Raw genomic sequence first — 15,738 nt, forward strand, 5'->3', positions numbered from 1 at the left:
GAGTGACAAACCCATGCCAAAACGTACAGACATAAAAAGCATCCTGATTCTCGGCGCTGGCCCGATCGTGATCGGCCAGGCCTGCGAATTCGACTACTCCGGCGCCCAGGCCTGTAAAGCCCTGCGCGAAGAGGGTTATCGCGTCATCCTGGTGAACTCCAACCCGGCCACCATCATGACCGACCCGGCCATGGCCGACGCCACCTACATCGAGCCGATCAAGTGGCAGACCGTTGCCAAGATCATCGAAAAGGAACGTCCGGACGCATTGCTGCCGACCATGGGTGGCCAGACTGCATTGAACTGCGCCCTGGACCTGGAGCGTGAAGGCGTCCTGGAAAAATTCGGTGTGGAAATGATCGGCGCCAACGCCGACACCATCGACAAGGCCGAAGACCGTTCGCGCTTCGACAAGGCAATGAAATCCATCGGCCTGGACTGCCCACGCTCGGGCATCGCCCACAGCATGGAAGAAGCCAACGCCGTCCTGGAGCGCCTCGGCTTTCCATGCATCATCCGCCCGTCGTTCACTATGGGCGGCACTGGTGGCGGCATCGCTTACAACCGTGAAGAGTTCGAAGAAATCTGCGCTCGTGGCCTGGATCTGTCGCCAACCAAAGAGCTGCTGATTGACGAATCCTTGATCGGCTGGAAAGAATATGAAATGGAAGTTGTCCGCGATAAAAAGGACAACTGCATCATCGTCTGCTCCATCGAAAACTTCGACCCGATGGGCGTGCACACCGGTGACTCCATCACCGTCGCACCAGCCCAGACCCTGACGGACAAGGAATACCAGATCCTGCGTAACGCCTCCCTGGCGGTACTGCGCGAGATCGGCGTGGAAACCGGCGGCTCCAACGTCCAGTTCGGCATCTGCCCGAACACCGGTCGCATGGTGGTCATCGAGATGAACCCACGGGTATCCCGCTCCTCGGCCCTGGCCTCGAAAGCCACCGGCTTCCCAATCGCCAAGGTCGCGGCCAAGCTGGCTGTGGGTTACACCCTGGACGAATTGTCGAACGACATCACCGGTGGCAAGACCCCGGCGTCTTTCGAGCCGTCCATCGACTACGTCGTCACCAAGCTGCCACGTTTCGCCTTTGAGAAGTTCGCCAAGGCCGACGCCCGCCTGACCACTCAGATGAAGTCGGTCGGTGAAGTCATGGCCATCGGCCGGACTTTCCAGGAGTCCCTGCAGAAAGCCCTTCGTGGTCTGGAAGTGGGTGTTTGCGGCCTCGATCCGAAGCTGGATCTGAGCCACCCGGACGCCATGAGTGAGCTCAAGCGTGAGCTGACCGTGCCGGGCGCCGAGCGGATCTGGTACGTGGCGGACGCCTTCCGTGCCGGCATGACCGTCGAGCAGATCTTCGGCATGAACATGATCGACCCTTGGTTCCTGGTACAGATCGAAGATCTGATCAAGGAAGAAGAGAAGGTCAAGACCCTGAGCATGTCCAGCATCGACCACGACACGATGTTCCGCCTCAAGCGCAAGGGCTTCTCCGACATGCGCCTGGCAAAATTGCTGGGTGTGACCGAGAAGAGCCTGCGGGCTCATCGTCACAAGCTTGACGTGTTCCCAGTCTACAAGCGCGTTGACACCTGCGCCGCCGAATTCGCCACCGACACCGCTTACCTGTACTCCACGTACGAAGAAGAGTGTGAAGCCGCGCCGTCGACTCGTGACAAGATCATGATCCTGGGCGGCGGTCCTAACCGGATCGGCCAGGGCATCGAGTTTGACTACTGCTGCGTGCACGCGGCACTGGCCCTGCGCGAGGACGGGTACGAGACCATCATGGTCAACTGCAACCCGGAAACCGTGTCCACCGACTACGACACCTCCGATCGCCTGTATTTCGAACCAGTGACCCTGGAAGACGTGCTGGAAATCGTCCGCGTCGAGAAGCCAAAAGGCGTGATCGTCCAGTACGGTGGCCAGACCCCTCTGAAACTCGCGCGTGCTCTTGAAGCGGCCGGCGTGCCGATCATCGGGACCAGTCCGGATGCCATCGACCGTGCCGAAGACCGTGAGCGCTTCCAGCAGATGGTCGAGCGTCTGAACCTGCGTCAGCCGCCTAACGCTACCGTGCGCAGCGAAGACGAAGCGATTCGCGCCGCCGCCAAGATCGGCTATCCGCTGGTGGTACGTCCGTCCTATGTACTGGGCGGTCGGGCGATGGAAATCGTTTACCAGGAAGACGAACTCAAGCGCTACCTGCGTGAAGCGGTTCAGGTGTCCAATGACAGCCCGGTGCTGCTGGATCACTTCCTCAACTGCGCCATCGAAATGGACGTGGATGCGGTCTGTGACGGCAAGGACGTGGTGATCGGCGCGATCATGCAGCACATCGAGCAGGCCGGTGTTCACTCCGGTGACTCCGCCTGTTCGCTGCCGCCTTATTCGTTGCCGGCTCACATCCAGGACGAAATGCGCGAGCAGGTCAAGAAAATGGCCCTGGAACTGGGTGTGGTCGGCCTGATGAACGTGCAACTGGCCTTGCAGGGCGAGGACATCTACGTCATTGAGGTCAACCCGCGCGCTTCCCGTACCGTACCGTTCGTCTCCAAGTGCATCGGTGTTTCCCTGGCGATGATCGCTGCGCGGGTGATGGCCGGTAAGACCCTGAAAGAGCTGAACTTCACCAAGGAAATCATTCCGAACTTCTACAGCGTCAAAGAAGCGGTGTTCCCGTTCGCCAAGTTCCCCGGCGTGGACCCGATCCTCGGCCCTGAAATGAAGTCCACCGGCGAAGTCATGGGCGTGGGCGATACCTTCGGCGAAGCTTTTGCCAAGGCCCAGATGGGCGCCAGCGAAGTGCTACCGACTGGCGGCACGGCGTTCATCAGCGTGCGTGATGACGATAAGCCGCTGGTTGCAGGTGTGGCCCGTGATCTGATCAACTTGGGCTTCGAAGTGGTCGCCACTGCCGGTACCGCCAAACTGATCGAGGCGGCTGGCTTGAAGGTGCGCCGCGTGAACAAGGTGACCGAGGGGCGTCCGCACGTGGTCGACATGATCAAGAATGACGAAGTCACGCTGATCATCAACACCACTGAAGGTCGCCAGTCGATCGCCGATTCGTATTCCATTCGTCGCAACGCGCTGCAGCACAAGATTTACTGCACCACGACCATTGCTGCGGGCGAAGCTATCTGTGAAGCGCTCAAGTTCGGTCCCGAGAAGACCGTGCGTCGCGTGCAGGATCTACATGCAGGATTGAAGGCATGAGCATAACCAAGTACCCGATGACTGTTCAGGGCGCCAAGGCCCTGGAAGAAGAACACGCTCACCTGACCAAGGTCGAGCGTCCGCGCTTGAGCCAGGCGATTGGTGAAGCGCGTGAGCTGGGCGATCTCAAGGAGAACGCCGAGTACCATGCTGCCCGCGAGGAGCAGGGTATGGTCGAGGCGCGTGTCCGTGATATCGAAGGTCGCATGCAGAATGCCGTGATCATCGATGTCACGACGATCCCACATACCGGCAAGGTCATTTTTGGCACCACAGTGGAAATCGCTAACGTTGAGACCGATGAGAGCGTCACCTACCAGATCGTTGGTGAGGACGAGGCAGACATCAAGCTCGGCAAGATTTCTGTCGGTTCTCCCATTGCTCGCGCCTTGATTGCCAAGGAAGAGGGTGATGTGGTGGCTGTGAAGACGCCGGGTGGTGTCATCGAGTATGAGATTGTCGAAGTCCGTCACATCTGAACGAAGGCGTCCGCTGCGAGCCGGCGCCATGATCTGGCAGCTCACCCAGATGTTGTGGGTGGGCGGCGTTTGGTTGTTGCATGTCGGTTTGCTGCCGGTGCTGGGTCGAGTCGGCCTGGCGCCGCTGCTCATCGATGAAATCGCAGCTATGCTGACGTCGCTTCTGGTGGGTTTTTCCTCGGCATGCGTAGTGTTTCAGGCTTTGGTGCTGGTTCAGGCCGAGGGCCTTGACAGTCTATGGCGCGACATTCGTGGGCAGTTGCTGCTCATGTCGTTGTATGCGTGCGGGATGTTTCTTGCTGTGCGTCTCGGCTGGCCGGATGCGAACCTGTGGCAGGTATTCAGTTACCTGGTGCTGGGCTTTTCCGGGCTGGTGCTGGTGTTGCAACCAGTACCCGGATGGAGCAGCAGGGCGCGCGAAGCGCACCCTTGACCCTTTGGCATTACTTGAAGCGGTGAACGTTCGACAGTTGTTTGTTGACGCTGAAATTCTTGCGATAAATCAGTGCCATCTTGCCGATGACCTGCACCAGGTCTGCCTTGCCGGTCTTGCACAGTTCGGCAACGGCAGCCAGGCGGGCTTCGCGATCGAGAATATTGAGCTTGATCTTGATAAGCTCATGATCGCCCAAGGCGCGTTCCAGTTCAGCTAGAACACCTTCAGTCAAACCGTTGTCAGCCACAGTCAAAACCGGTTTCAGATGGTGGCCAATGGATTTGTATTGTTTCTTCTGCTCTTGAGTGAGCGGCATAATCTGACCCCTGCGTCTGATCTTGTAAAAAGCGGCGGCCAGTTTACCCGAGCGAGTCCGGGACCGCCCAGTTAATCACGACCCGTTTTATTTTTTAGAGGTGGCCCGTGGCCCGTTCCAAGACTAGCCAGAACTGGCTCAGAGAGCATTTCAACGATCCGTACGTCAAAATGGCGCAAAAAGACGGCTATCGTTCTCGTGCCAGCTATAAATTGCTCGAAATTCAGGAAAAGGATCGTCTGATCCGCCCTGGCATGACCGTGATCGACCTCGGTGCCGCGCCAGGGGGGTGGTCTCAGGTGACCAGTCGTCTGATCGGCGGTCAGGGACGATTGATTGCTTCCGATATTCTGGAAATGGACAGCATCCCCGACGTGACCTTCATCCAGGGCGATTTCACGGAAGATGCCGTGCTGGCGCAGATTCTCGAGGCGGTCGGAAATACGCAGGTTGACCTTGTGATTTCCGATATGGCCCCCAATATGAGTGGATTGGCAGCTGTCGACATGCCTCGGGCAATGTTCCTCAGCGAGCTGGCCCTGGATCTTGCCGGGCGGGTGTTGCGCCCGGGTGGTGATTTTTTGATCAAGGTCTTCCAGGGTGAAGGTTTTGATGAATACCACAAGGGGATGCGCAAGCTGTTCGACAAGGTGCAGATGCGCAAGCCATTGTCGTCGCGCGATCGCTCTCGTGAGCAGTATCTGCTGGCGCGGGGCTTTCGCGGAATCGAAGGCGCAGCCAGTGATGAGCGTCTTTGATAAAGGCCGATAGTTTTTTTTGTCTCGCCTTGTAAGAGCCGTGTTACGAAAATTACGCGGTCAGAGTTTCACAAAGGGTTACAGACGGCGCCTGCCAGAGTCGTAGGTAATGTAGTAAGTTAGGCCGGTGAATATCATGCGAAGCGCGCGCCAGTAGCGGAGCTTGCTTCAGAGGGTAGTTAATTGAACGATATGGCAAAGAATCTGATCCTGTGGTTGATCATCGCTGCTGTCCTTGTGACTGTGATGAACAACTTCTCCAGCCCTAACGAGCCGCAGACCCTCAACTATTCCGACTTCATCCAGCAAGTCAAGGATGGCAAGGTCGAGCGCGTTGCCGTCGACGGTTATGTGATTACCGGCAAGCGCACCGATGGCGACAGCTTCAAGACCATTCGTCCGGCGATTCAGGACAACGGCCTGATCGGCGACCTGGTGGACAATCATGTCGTGGTCGAAGGCAAGCAACCTGAGCAGCAGAGCATCTGGACCCAGCTTCTGGTGGCCAGCTTCCCGATCCTGGTGATCATCGCGGTGTTCATGTTCTTCATGCGCCAGATGCAGGGCGGTGCCGGTGGCAAGGGCGGGCCGATGAGTTTCGGCAAAAGCAAGGCCCGACTGCTCTCTGAAGACCAGGTGAAGACCACCCTGGCCGATGTCGCTGGTTGCGACGAGGCCAAGGAAGAGGTCGGCGAGCTGGTTGAATTCCTGCGTGATCCGGGCAAGTTCCAGCGCCTGGGCGGCCGTATCCCGCGCGGCGTGCTGATGGTCGGTCCTCCGGGTACCGGTAAAACCTTGCTGGCCAAAGCGATTGCCGGCGAAGCCAAAGTGCCGTTCTTCACGATTTCCGGTTCCGACTTCGTTGAAATGTTCGTCGGCGTGGGTGCCAGTCGTGTTCGTGACATGTTCGAACAGGCCAAGAAACACGCGCCTTGCATCATCTTCATCGACGAAATCGACGCGGTCGGTCGCCATCGTGGCGCCGGCATGGGTGGTGGTCACGACGAGCGCGAGCAGACCCTCAACCAATTGCTGGTCGAGATGGACGGTTTCGAAATGAATGACGGCATCATCGTGATTGCCGCCACCAACCGTCCGGACGTGCTCGACCCTGCGCTGTTGCGTCCTGGCCGTTTTGACCGCCAGGTTGTGGTGGGGCTGCCGGACATCCGCGGTCGTGAGCAGATCCTCAAGGTTCATATGCGTAAGGTGCCAATGGGTGACGATGTCGCTCCGGCAGTGATCGCTCGTGGTACACCGGGTTTTTCCGGTGCCGACCTTGCGAACCTGGTTAACGAGGCGTCGCTGTTCGCTGCTCGTACCGGCAAGCGTGTCGTTGAAATGAAAGAGTTCGAACTGGCCAAGGACAAGATCATGATGGGCGCGGAGCGCAAATCCATGGTCATGTCCGAGAAAGAAAAGCAGAACACGGCGTACCACGAAGCGGGTCACGCGATCGTTGGTCGTGTGGTGCCCGAGCATGATCCGGTCTACAAGGTCTCGATCATTCCGCGCGGTCGTGCCTTGGGTGTGACCATGTTCCTGCCGGAAGAGGATCGTTACAGCCTGTCCAAGCGTGCGCTGATCAGCCAGATATGTTCGCTCTACGGCGGCCGTATTGCGGAAGAAATGACGCTGGGCTTTGACGGTGTAACCACGGGCGCGTCCAACGACATCATGCGTGCCAGCCAGATCGCCCGGAACATGGTCACCAAGTGGGGTCTGTCCGAGAAACTGGGTCCGCTGATGTACGCTGAAGAAGAGGGTGAGGTGTTCCTTGGTCGCGGTGGTGGCGGTCAGCACGCAAGTTTCTCCGGTGAGACGGCAAAGCTGATCGACTCCGAGGTGCGTAGCATCATCGATCAGTGCTATGGCACCGCCAAGCAGATCCTCACGGACAACCGTGACAAGCTCGACGCCATGGCTGATGCCCTGATGAAGTATGAAACCATTGACGCCGAGCAGATCGACGACATCATGGCAGGTCGCTCGCCTCGCGAGCCTCGTGACTGGTCCGGCGGCGGCACCGGTACGTCGGGTACGCCTCCAGCGGTACAGGGCGAGCGTCCGGAAACACCGATTGGCGGTCCGGCTGCTGACGTTTAAGGCTTGAAATGACTTCTGTTCAGTCCTCAACCCGGTTGCCTTGCGGCAATCGGGTTCTTGATTTGTCCCATGTCCATGTCATGGGCATCCTCAATGTCACTCCCGATTCCTTTTCCGACGGCGGTCGATTCAGTCAGCTTGATGCTGCGTTGCGGCATGCCGAGGCCATGGTCGCCGCGGGCGCGACACTGATCGATGTCGGCGGTGAGTCGACCCGACCAGGCGCGCGGGCGGTTTCGCCTACCGAAGAGCTGGAGCGTGTGGCGCCGATTGTCGAGCGCATCCACCGCGAGCTTGATGTCATAATCTCGGTGGATACATCCACGCCAGCGGTCATTCGTGAAACGGCGCGACTTGGAGCGGGGCTGATCAACGACGTTCGTTCCTTGCAGCGCGAGGGTGCCCTGGATGCCGCTGCGGCTACGGGGTTGCCGGTGTGCCTGATGCATATGCTGGGCGAGCCCGGAACCATGCAGAACGACCCGCACTATCATGATGTGGTTAGAGAAGTCGGTGAGTTTCTGGTAGAACGCCTGGATCAATGTGCCGTCGCAGGCATTCCTGCGCAGCGGATCATTCTTGATCCCGGGTTCGGCTTTGCCAAAACACTGGCTCACAACCTGAGCCTGTTCAAACATATGCAAGCTTTACATGCCCTGGGGCGGCCCCTGTTGGTCGGCGTTTCGCGAAAGAGCATGATAGGCAATGCCCTGGGTCGCCCCGTGGGGGAGCGCCTGTACGGCGGTCTTGCGCTGGCGGCACTGGCCATTACAAAAGGTGCGCGCATATTGCGGGTGCATGATGTGGCCGAAACGATGGATGTTGTGCGGATGATCGCAGCAGTGGATTCAGCCGAATAAGAATGACGGAGCACTTATGAGCAAGAAATACTTTGGCACCGACGGTATTCGTGGTCGGGTCGGCGAATACCCCATTACCCCTGATTTCATGCTCAAGCTCGGTTGGGCTGCCGGTATGGCGTTCCGCAAGATGGGTGCCTGCAAAGTGCTGGTTGGCAAGGACACGCGAATTTCCGGCTACATGTTCGAATCGGCGCTTGAGGCTGGCCTGACCTCGGCGGGCGCCGATGTGATGCTGTTGGGGCCGATGCCGACGCCGGCTATTGCCTACCTGACGCGTACGTTCCAGGCCCAGGCAGGCATCGTGATCAGTGCTTCGCACAACCCGCATGATGACAACGGCATTAAGTTCTTCTCCGGCCAGGGCACCAAGCTGCCGGATGATATCGAGCTGATGATCGAAGAGCTGCTGGACACGCCGATGACTGTGGTTGAGTCGAGCAAGATCGGCAAAGTGTCGCGGATCAACGATGCGTCGGGTCGTTACATCGAGTTCTGCAAAGGCAGTGTGCCGACCGGCACCAGTTTTTCTGGCCTGAAAATCGTCGTCGATTGCGCCCACGGGGCAACCTATAAGGTCGCGCCGAGCGTCTTTCGCGAGCTGGGCGCCGAGGTGGTGGTGCTTTCCGCGCAGCCTAACGGTCTGAACATCAATGACAACTGTGGCTCCACCCATACCGAGGCGTTGCAGGCTGCGGTGCTGGCCGAGCAGGCCGATCTCGGGATCGCTTTCGATGGCGACGGTGATCGGGTCCTGATGGTTGATCATACCGGTACGGTCGTCGATGGTGACGAGCTGCTGTTCATCATTGCTCGCGACCTGCATGGGCGTGGCAAGCTGCAGGGCGGCGTGGTCGGTACGTTGATGAGCAACCTCGGCCTCGAACTGGCCCTGGCGGACCTGGATATCCCGTTCGTGCGAGCCAATGTGGGCGACCGCTACGTGATTTCGGAGCTGCTGGAGCGCAACTGGGTGATCGGGGGCGAGAACTCCGGTCACATCGTGTGCTTCGACCATACCACCACGGGTGATGCGATCATTGCGGCCCTGCAAGTGCTGATGGCGCTCAAGGCGCGTAACGAAGGGCTCGCACAGTCGCGCCAGGCATTGCGCAAATGCCCGCAAGTGTTGATCAACGTGCGTTTCGGTGGCGGTGTGAATCCTCTCGAGCATGCGAAGGTCAAGCAGGCCGGCGAGCGTGTAACGCAGGCTATGGCCGGGCGTGGGCGCGTGCTACTGCGCAAGTCGGGTACCGAGCCGTTGGTGCGGGTCATGGTCGAAGGCGAGGATGAAGCACAGGTCCGCGGTTATGCTGAAGAGCTGGCGAAGCTTGTTACTGAAGTTTCTGCCTGAATTCGGCTTGCCAGTCATCAATCGGTTGGGTAACATCTGCGCCCACTTTGACCGACGAGGTACAGCATGCGTCGCCCTATGGTAGCTGGTAACTGGAAGATGCACGGTACCCGCGCCAGCGTCGCTGAGCTGATCAAAGGCCTTCGTCATCTGGCCTTGTCAAGCGGTGTTGACGTCGCGGTATTCCCGCCTTGCCTGTATATCAATCAAGTGGTTGATGGCTTGAAAGGCAAGTCGATTGCGGTTGGTGCACAGAATTCCGCGGTGGAATCCATGCAGGGCGCATTGACTGGTGAAATCGCGCCGAGTCAGCTGGTGGATGCAGGCTGTTCCCTGGTCTTGGTCGGGCACTCTGAGCGTCGCATGATCATGGGTGAGCAGGACAAGGCTCTGATTCGCAAGTTTGCTGCGGCTCAGGGCAGTGGTCTGATTCCGGTGTTGTGCGTAGGGGAAACCCTTGAACAGCGTGAGGCCGGGAAGACCCTTGAGGTTGTCGGGCGTCAGCTGGGCAGTATCATTGAGGATCTGGGTGTCGGTGCTTTTGCAAAGGCAGTCATAGCTTACGAGCCGGTCTGGGCCATTGGCACCGGGCTGACTGCTTCGCCGCAACAGGCGCAGGATGTGCACGCCGCCATCCGCGCGCAGTTGGCGGCAGAGAATTCTGAGGTGGCACGAGGTGTGCGACTTCTATACGGCGGCAGCGTGAAGGCGGCCAATGCGGTCGAACTGTTCGGCATGCCGGATATCGATGGGGGGCTCATTGGTGGAGCGTCCCTGAATGCAGATGAGTTCGGTGCGATCTGTCGCGCCGCGGGAAACTGAAAAAATGCTGGAAACAGTCGTAGTCGTTTTTCATCTGCTGGGTGCATTGGGTGTAGTTGCCCTGGTATTGCTGCAGCAGGGTAAAGGTGCGGATGCTGGTGCGTCTTTCGGTGCAGGTGCTTCAAATACTGTGTTCGGAAGCCAAGGTTCCTCTACCTTTCTTAGTAAACTTACTGCTATACTCGCCGCCGGTTTCTTCATAACCAGCTTGGGGTTAGGTTACTTTGCTAAAGAGAAGGCTCAAGAGCTGACTCAAGTAGGTTTACCAAACCCGGCAGTGTTGGAAGTGCCAAAGCAACAGCCGGCTTCTGATGATGTTCCGGTGCTTCAAGAGCAACAGTCGGCCAATCCGGCGACTGACGTACCTCCAGCTCAAGAGCAGAAGTAAGAAGGTTTCAAACGCTGTATTGCCGAGGTGGTGGAATTGGTAGACACGCAACCTTGAGGTGGTTGTGCCCATAGGGTGTAGGGGTTCGAGTCCCCTTCTCGGTACCAATTATCAGGAGAGCCCGCGATTGCGGGCTTTCTTGTAGGTGGAAGGGTTACATTGACCCTGTAAGGGATCGGTCGTATACTTCCGCCCCAGCTTTGTCGCGGGATGGAGCAGTCTGGTAGCTCGTCGGGCTCATAACCCGAAGGTCGTCGGTTCAAATCCGGCTCCCGCAACCAGTTTCAGGGGCCCCTTCCAAGGGGCTTTTTGTTAGCTGGACACTTTATAACGCCGCTGTTCAACGGCGTTTCAGGGATGGGCTATTCGCCCATTTTTTTTTATTTGCACAGCATGCACAAACATGCACGAGGGGGTTCAGGTGTCGAGCAAGCTAGAACAGTTGCAGGCCTTGTTGGCCCCGGTGGTCGTGGCCCTTGGCTATGAATGCTGGGGTATTGAGTTTTCGGCTCAAGGTCGCCACTCACTGTTGCGCGTTTATATCGATAAGGAAGGCGGCGTATTGGTGGATGACTGCGCCATCGTCAGCCGTCAGATCAGCGGTGTATTGGATGTCGAAGATCCAATCACCTCCGAATACACCCTTGAAGTTTCCTCGCCTGGCATGGAACGCCCTCTGTTCTCCCTTGAACAGTTCGCTTCGTTTGCCGGTGAACAAGTGAAGATCAAGCTGCGCTCGCCTTTCGAAGGTCGACGCAACTTTCAAGGCCTTCTGCGCGGTGTAGAAGAGCAGGACGTCGTGGTGCAGGTAGAAGACCATGAGTTCCTGTTGCCGATCGATATGATCGACAAGGCCAACATTATTCCCAGTTTTGACTGATACGTGCCAGATACTGCGGATCCCGCGGATCCAATGGCTTGCGAAAGGCGAGGCGTACGATGAGCAAAGAAGTACTGCTGGTTGTTGAGTCGGTATCCAATGAAAAGGGCGTACCGGCTAACGTTATTTTTGAAGCGCTGGAGCTGGCTCTGGCCACTGCTACCAAGAAGCGGTTTGAAGACGAAGTTGATTTGCGTGTGGAAATCAATCGCCACACCGGAGCCTATGAGACTTTCCGTCGCTGGACGGTCGTCGAAGAGGCCGACCTGGACGATCCGGCTATCGAAACCTGGCCAAGCAAGGTTGCAGAAACGCACCCTGGCGCCAAAGTAGGTGATGTAGTCGAGGAAAAGATCGAATCCATCGAGTTCGGTCGTATTGCTGCGCAGACCGCCAAGCAGGTCATTGTGCAGAAAGTTCGCGAAGCCGAGCGTGCGCAAGTCGTCGATGCTTATCGCGAGCGCCTGGGGGAAATCATCTCCGGCACCGTGAAAAAAGTCACCCGCGACAACGTGATCGTCGACCTGGGCAACAACGCCGAAGCGTTGCTGGCTCGTGAAGACATCATTTCTCGCGAAACTTTCCGGGTTGGCGTGCGACTGCGTGCGCTGCTCAAGGAAATCCGCACCGAGAACCGGGGCCCGCAGTTGATCCTGTCGCGTACCGCGCCGGAAATGCTGATCGAGTTGTTCCGCATCGAAGTGCCGGAAATTGCTGAAGGCCTGATCGAAGTAATGGCCGCCTCCCGTGATCCGGGTTCGCGTGCCAAGATCGCGGTCCGCTCCAAGGACAAGCGTATCGACCCGCAAGGTGCCTGTATTGGCATGCGTGGTTCGCGTGTCCAGGCCGTATCCGGCGAGTTGGGCGGTGAGCGTGTGGATATCGTCTTGTGGGACGACAACCCGGCTCAGTTCGTGATCAACGCCATGTCGCCAGCTGAAGTGGCGGCAATTATCGTCGACGAAGATGCCCATGCCATGGACATCGCCGTTGGCGCAGACAATCTCGCTCAGGCCATCGGTCGCGGTGGTCAGAACGTGCGTCTGGCTAGCCAATTGACTGGCTGGACCCTGAACGTGATGACCGAATCGGACATCCAGGCTAAGCAGCAAGCTGAAACCGGCGATATCCTGCGCAACTTCATCGAAGAGCTTGAGGTCGATGAAGAGCTGGCACAGGTGCTGGTAGATGAAGGCTTTACCAGCCTGGAAGAGATTGCCTACGTACCGGTGGAGGAAATGCTCAACATCGACGGCTTTGACGAGGACATCGTCAACGAGCTTCGCGCTCGGGCCAAGGATCGTTTGTTGACCAAAGCCATCGCTACTGAGGAAAAGCTGGCAGACGCCCATCCGGCCGAAGACCTGCTCTCGCTTGAGGGCATGGACAAGGATCTGGCGATGGAACTGGCGGTGCGCGGCGTAATTACCCGCGAAGACCTGGCCGAGCAGTCTATTGACGATCTGCTCGACATCGACGGCATTGACGATGATCGTGCCGGCAAGTTGATCATGGCCGCCCGAGCCCACTGGTTCGAGTAATTAGGCGCGGCCTGAGGAGAGAAGTGCATGACGCAAGTCACGGTGAAACAACTGGCCGATGAGGTCAAAACACCGGTAGAGCGCCTGTTGCAGCAGATGCGTGAGGCAGGTCTGCCGCACACCGCCGCCGAGGAACATGTGACCGACAGTGAGAAGCAGTCTCTGCTGACTCACTTGAAGAGCAGTCACAAGGCGAAAGTGGAAGAACCGCGCAAGATCACTCTGCAGCGTAAAACCACCAGCACCCTGCGTGTTGCCGGTAGCAAAAGCATCAGCGTTGAAGTACGCAAGAAGAAAGTCTTCGTACAGCGCAGCCCGGAAGAAATCGAAGCCGAGCGCAAACGCGAACTGGAAGAACGTCGCGCAGTAGAAAATGCTGCACGTCAGAAGGCTGAAGAAGAAGCCAAGCGTCGCGCCGAAGAAGAAGCGCGTCGCCAGCCTGCTGCTGCGCAATCCGCTCCGGCCGAAGCCGTTGCGGCTCCAGCCCCGGCAGCCGAGCCAGTGCGTGAAAGCGCGCCGGTCCAGGCGCCAGCTCCAGCACCTGCGGCCGATACTCGCAAGCGCGACGAACAGCGCCGTCCGGACAAGCCACGTGCCGACGACAACCGTCGGGGCAGTGGCGATGGCGAGCGCAAAAACGCTCCTCATCGTGCTTCGGTCAAGGAAAAGGCACCAGCGCCACGCGTTGCGCCACGTACCACCGACGAAGAAAGCGATGGCTTCCGTCGTGGCGGTCGCGGCAAGGCCAAGCTGAAGAAACGCAACGCCCACGGTTTCCAGAGCCCTACCGGCCCTGTCGTGCGTGAAGTGAAGATCGGCGAGACCATCACTGTGGGCGATCTGGCCCAGCAGATGTCGGTCAAGGCAGCTGAAATCATCAAGTTCATGTTCAAGCTGGGTACGCCGGCCACCATCAACCAGGTACTGGATCAGGAAACTGCCCAACTGGTTGCTGAAGAGCTGGGCCACAAAGTGACCCTGGTCAGCGACACTGCCCTGGAAGATTCCCTGGCCGAGTCCCTGAAGTTTGAAGGTGAGGCGGTTTCCCGTGCACCGGTCGTGACCGTAATGGGCCACGTCGACCACGGTAAAACTTCCCTGCTCGACTATATCCGTCGTGCGAAGGTTGCGGCAGGCGAGGCGGGTGGTATTACCCAGCACATCGGCGCCTACCACGTTGAAACCGACCGCGGCATGGTGACGTTCCTCGACACCCCGGGTCACGCTGCGTTTACCGCAATGCGTGCCCGTGGTGCCAAAGCGACCGACATCGTGATCCTGGTGGTCGCGGCGGACGACGGCGTGATGCCACAAACCATCGAAGCCGTTCAGCATGCCAAGGCAGCTGGCGTACCTCTGGTGGTTGCGGTGAACAAGATCGACAAGCCGGGCGCCGATCTCGATCGCATCCGTAGCGAACTGTCGGTTCACGGCGTGACTTCCGAAGAGTGGGGTGGCGACACTCCATTCGTACCGGTCTCTGCGAAGATGGGTACCGGCGTTGACGAACTGCTCGAAGCCGTTCTGTTGCAAGCCGAGGTTCTGGAACTGACCGCTACACCTTCGGCCCCTGGCCGTGGTGTGGTTGTTGAGTCCCGTCTCGACAAGGGCCGTGGCCCGGTTGCGACCGTTCTGGTTCAGGACGGTACCCTGCGCCAGGGCGACATGGTGCTGGTCGGTTCGAACTATGGCCGCGTGCGCGCCATGCTCGACGAGAACGGCAAGCCCATCAAGGAAGCCGGTCCTGCTATCCCGGTCGAGATCCTCGGCCTGGACGGCACCCCGGATGCTGGCGACGAGATGAGCGTTGTGGCTGACGAGAAGAAGGCCCGCGAAGTGGCTCTGTTCCGTCAGGGCAAGTTCCGCGAAGTCAAACTGGCTCGCGCTCACGCTGGCAAGCTGGAAAACATCTTCGAGAACATGGGTCAGGAAGAGAAGAAGACGCTCAACATCGTCCTCAAATCCGACGTCCGTGGCTCGCTGGAAGCGTTGAACGGCGCCTTGAACGGCCTGGGTAACGACGAAGTGCAAGTGCGTGTGGTCGGTGGCGGTGTCGGTGGTATCACCGAATCCGATGCCAACCTGGCCCTGGCCTCCAACGCTGTACTGTTTGGCTTCAACGTGCGTGCCGATGCCGGCGCTCGCAAGATCGTCGAGCAGGAAGGCCTGGATATGCGTTACTACAACGTGATCTACGACATCATCGAAGACGTCAAGAAAGCCCTCACCGGTATGCTGGGCAGCGATGTTCGCGAGAACATCCTGGGTACCGCTGAAGTGCGTGACGTGTTCCGTTCGCCGAAGTTTGGCGCGATCGCCGGTTGCATGGTGATCGAGGGTGTTGTTCACCGTAACCGTCCAATCCGTGTACTGCGCGAAGACATCGTTATCTTCGAAGGCGAGCTGGAATCCCTGCGCCGCTTCAAGGATGACGCTTCGGAAGTCCGTGCCGGCATGGAATGCGGTATTGGCGTCAAGAGCTACAACGACGTCAAAGTCGGCGACAAGATCGAAGTCTTCGAGAAGGTCCAGGTTGCTCGCAGCCTCTGACTCGCGTACTTCA

13 protein-coding genes and 2 tRNA genes are annotated in these 15,738 nt (G+C 58.4%); 14 read left to right on the plus strand and 1 reads right to left on the minus strand.

From position 1 onward, the window contains the following. Nucleotides 1-13: 13 nt before the first annotated feature. The 3 genes from carB to PSH57_RS04050 are packed head-to-tail and all read left to right on the plus strand — an operon-like array spanning nucleotide 14 to nucleotide 4,147. Entirely contained in the window at nucleotides 14-3,235 is a 3,222-nt protein-coding gene (gene carB / locus PSH57_RS04040) for a carbamoyl-phosphate synthase large subunit (protein WP_305444836.1), read from the plus strand. Between the two features lie 2 nt (nucleotides 3,236-3,237). Further along, entirely contained in the window at nucleotides 3,238-3,714 is a 477-nt protein-coding gene (gene greA / locus PSH57_RS04045; protein WP_305390284.1) for a transcription elongation factor GreA, read from the plus strand. Nucleotides 3,715-3,742: 28 nt separating this feature from the next. Then, nucleotides 3,743-4,147, plus strand: coding sequence for an MFS transporter (locus PSH57_RS04050; protein WP_305387972.1), 405 nt, complete (start codon nucleotides 3,743-3,745; stop codon nucleotides 4,145-4,147). Between the two features lie 10 nt (nucleotides 4,148-4,157). Here the strand turns inward: PSH57_RS04050 and PSH57_RS04055 are convergent, their stop codons facing one another. Next, complete coding sequence (locus PSH57_RS04055) at nucleotides 4,158-4,466, minus strand: YhbY family RNA-binding protein (RefSeq protein ID WP_003177852.1); 309 nt, start codon at nucleotides 4,464-4,466, stop codon at nucleotides 4,158-4,160. 107 nt (nucleotides 4,467-4,573) lie between these two features. Here PSH57_RS04055 and rlmE point away from each other — a divergent pair, with 107 nt between their 5' ends. The 11 genes from rlmE (at nucleotide 4,574) to infB (ending at nucleotide 15,725) form a co-directional block, all read left to right on the plus strand. Continuing rightward, a complete protein-coding gene (rlmE, locus tag PSH57_RS04060; protein WP_047229060.1) occupies nucleotides 4,574-5,224 on the plus strand; it encodes a 23S rRNA (uridine(2552)-2'-O)-methyltransferase RlmE in 651 nt (216 codons plus the stop codon). Nucleotides 5,225-5,416: 192 nt separating this feature from the next. Then, nucleotides 5,417-7,330 (plus strand): ATP-dependent zinc metalloprotease FtsH, encoded by a 1,914-nt coding sequence (gene ftsH / locus PSH57_RS04065; protein WP_305387973.1) that lies wholly within the window; start codon nucleotides 5,417-5,419, stop codon nucleotides 7,328-7,330. Nucleotides 7,331-7,338: 8 nt separating this feature from the next. Beyond that, the gene (gene folP / locus PSH57_RS04070) at nucleotides 7,339-8,190 is read left to right on the plus strand and encodes a dihydropteroate synthase (RefSeq protein ID WP_305387975.1); all 852 of its coding nucleotides are present in this window, start codon (nucleotides 7,339-7,341) and stop codon (nucleotides 8,188-8,190) included. Nucleotides 8,191-8,206: 16 nt separating this feature from the next. Continuing rightward, nucleotides 8,207-9,544: a phosphoglucosamine mutase gene (gene glmM / locus PSH57_RS04075; protein WP_305387977.1), complete on the plus strand. Its 1,338-nt coding sequence runs from the start codon at nucleotides 8,207-8,209 to the stop codon at nucleotides 9,542-9,544. A 66-nt stretch (nucleotides 9,545-9,610) separates the two neighbouring features. Next, the gene (gene tpiA / locus PSH57_RS04080) at nucleotides 9,611-10,366 is read left to right on the plus strand and encodes a triose-phosphate isomerase (RefSeq protein WP_305387978.1); all 756 of its coding nucleotides are present in this window, start codon (nucleotides 9,611-9,613) and stop codon (nucleotides 10,364-10,366) included. A gap of 4 nt (nucleotides 10,367-10,370) precedes the next feature. Beyond that, complete coding sequence (gene secG, locus PSH57_RS04085; protein ID WP_256231729.1) at nucleotides 10,371-10,754, plus strand: preprotein translocase subunit SecG; 384 nt, start codon at nucleotides 10,371-10,373, stop codon at nucleotides 10,752-10,754. Between the two features lie 21 nt (nucleotides 10,755-10,775). Further along, a tRNA-Leu gene (locus tag PSH57_RS04090) sits at nucleotides 10,776-10,861 on the plus strand. A 97-nt stretch (nucleotides 10,862-10,958) separates the two neighbouring features. Further along, nucleotides 10,959-11,035, plus strand: a tRNA-Met gene (locus tag PSH57_RS04095). Nucleotides 11,036-11,175: 140 nt separating this feature from the next. After that, nucleotides 11,176-11,634, plus strand: a complete 459-nt coding sequence (gene rimP, locus PSH57_RS04100; protein WP_305387979.1) for a ribosome maturation factor RimP — start codon at nucleotides 11,176-11,178, stop codon at nucleotides 11,632-11,634. A gap of 59 nt (nucleotides 11,635-11,693) precedes the next feature. Continuing rightward, on the plus strand, nucleotides 11,694-13,175 hold the full coding sequence (gene nusA / locus PSH57_RS04105; protein ID WP_047229054.1) for a transcription termination factor NusA: 1,482 nt from the start codon (nucleotides 11,694-11,696) through the stop codon (nucleotides 13,173-13,175). A 27-nt stretch (nucleotides 13,176-13,202) separates the two neighbouring features. Then, nucleotides 13,203-15,725, plus strand: a complete 2,523-nt coding sequence (gene infB, locus PSH57_RS04110; RefSeq protein ID WP_305387980.1) for a translation initiation factor IF-2 — start codon at nucleotides 13,203-13,205, stop codon at nucleotides 15,723-15,725. Nucleotides 15,726-15,738 lie beyond the last annotated feature (13 nt).

The sequence above is a fragment of the Pseudomonas hefeiensis genome (assembly GCF_030687835.1).
GTDB classification, from domain to species: Bacteria; Pseudomonadota; Gammaproteobacteria; order Pseudomonadales; family Pseudomonadaceae; genus Aquipseudomonas; species Aquipseudomonas hefeiensis.

What these genes read in the sequence shown, in the direction of transcription:
- carB (WP_305444836.1), top strand. Translation starts at nt 14, where the DNA reads ATGCCAAAACGTACAGACATAAAAAGCATCCTGATTCTCGGCGCTGGC.
- glmM (WP_305387977.1), top strand. Translation starts at nt 8,207, where the DNA reads ATGAGCAAGAAATACTTTGGCACCGACGGTATTCGTGGTCGGGTCGGC.
- ftsH (WP_305387973.1), top strand. Translation starts at nt 5,417, where the DNA reads ATGGCAAAGAATCTGATCCTGTGGTTGATCATCGCTGCTGTCCTTGTG.
- PSH57_RS04055 (WP_003177852.1), bottom strand. Translation starts at nt 4,466, where the DNA reads ATGCCGCTCACTCAAGAGCAGAAGAAACAATACAAATCCATTGGCCAC.
- tpiA (WP_305387978.1), top strand. Translation starts at nt 9,611, where the DNA reads ATGCGTCGCCCTATGGTAGCTGGTAACTGGAAGATGCACGGTACCCGC.
- secG (WP_256231729.1), top strand. Translation starts at nt 10,371, where the DNA reads ATGCTGGAAACAGTCGTAGTCGTTTTTCATCTGCTGGGTGCATTGGGT.
- nusA (WP_047229054.1), top strand. Translation starts at nt 11,694, where the DNA reads ATGAGCAAAGAAGTACTGCTGGTTGTTGAGTCGGTATCCAATGAAAAG.
- PSH57_RS04050 (WP_305387972.1), top strand. Translation starts at nt 3,743, where the DNA reads ATGATCTGGCAGCTCACCCAGATGTTGTGGGTGGGCGGCGTTTGGTTG.
- folP (WP_305387975.1), top strand. Translation starts at nt 7,339, where the DNA reads ATGACTTCTGTTCAGTCCTCAACCCGGTTGCCTTGCGGCAATCGGGTT.
- infB (WP_305387980.1), top strand. Translation starts at nt 13,203, where the DNA reads ATGACGCAAGTCACGGTGAAACAACTGGCCGATGAGGTCAAAACACCG.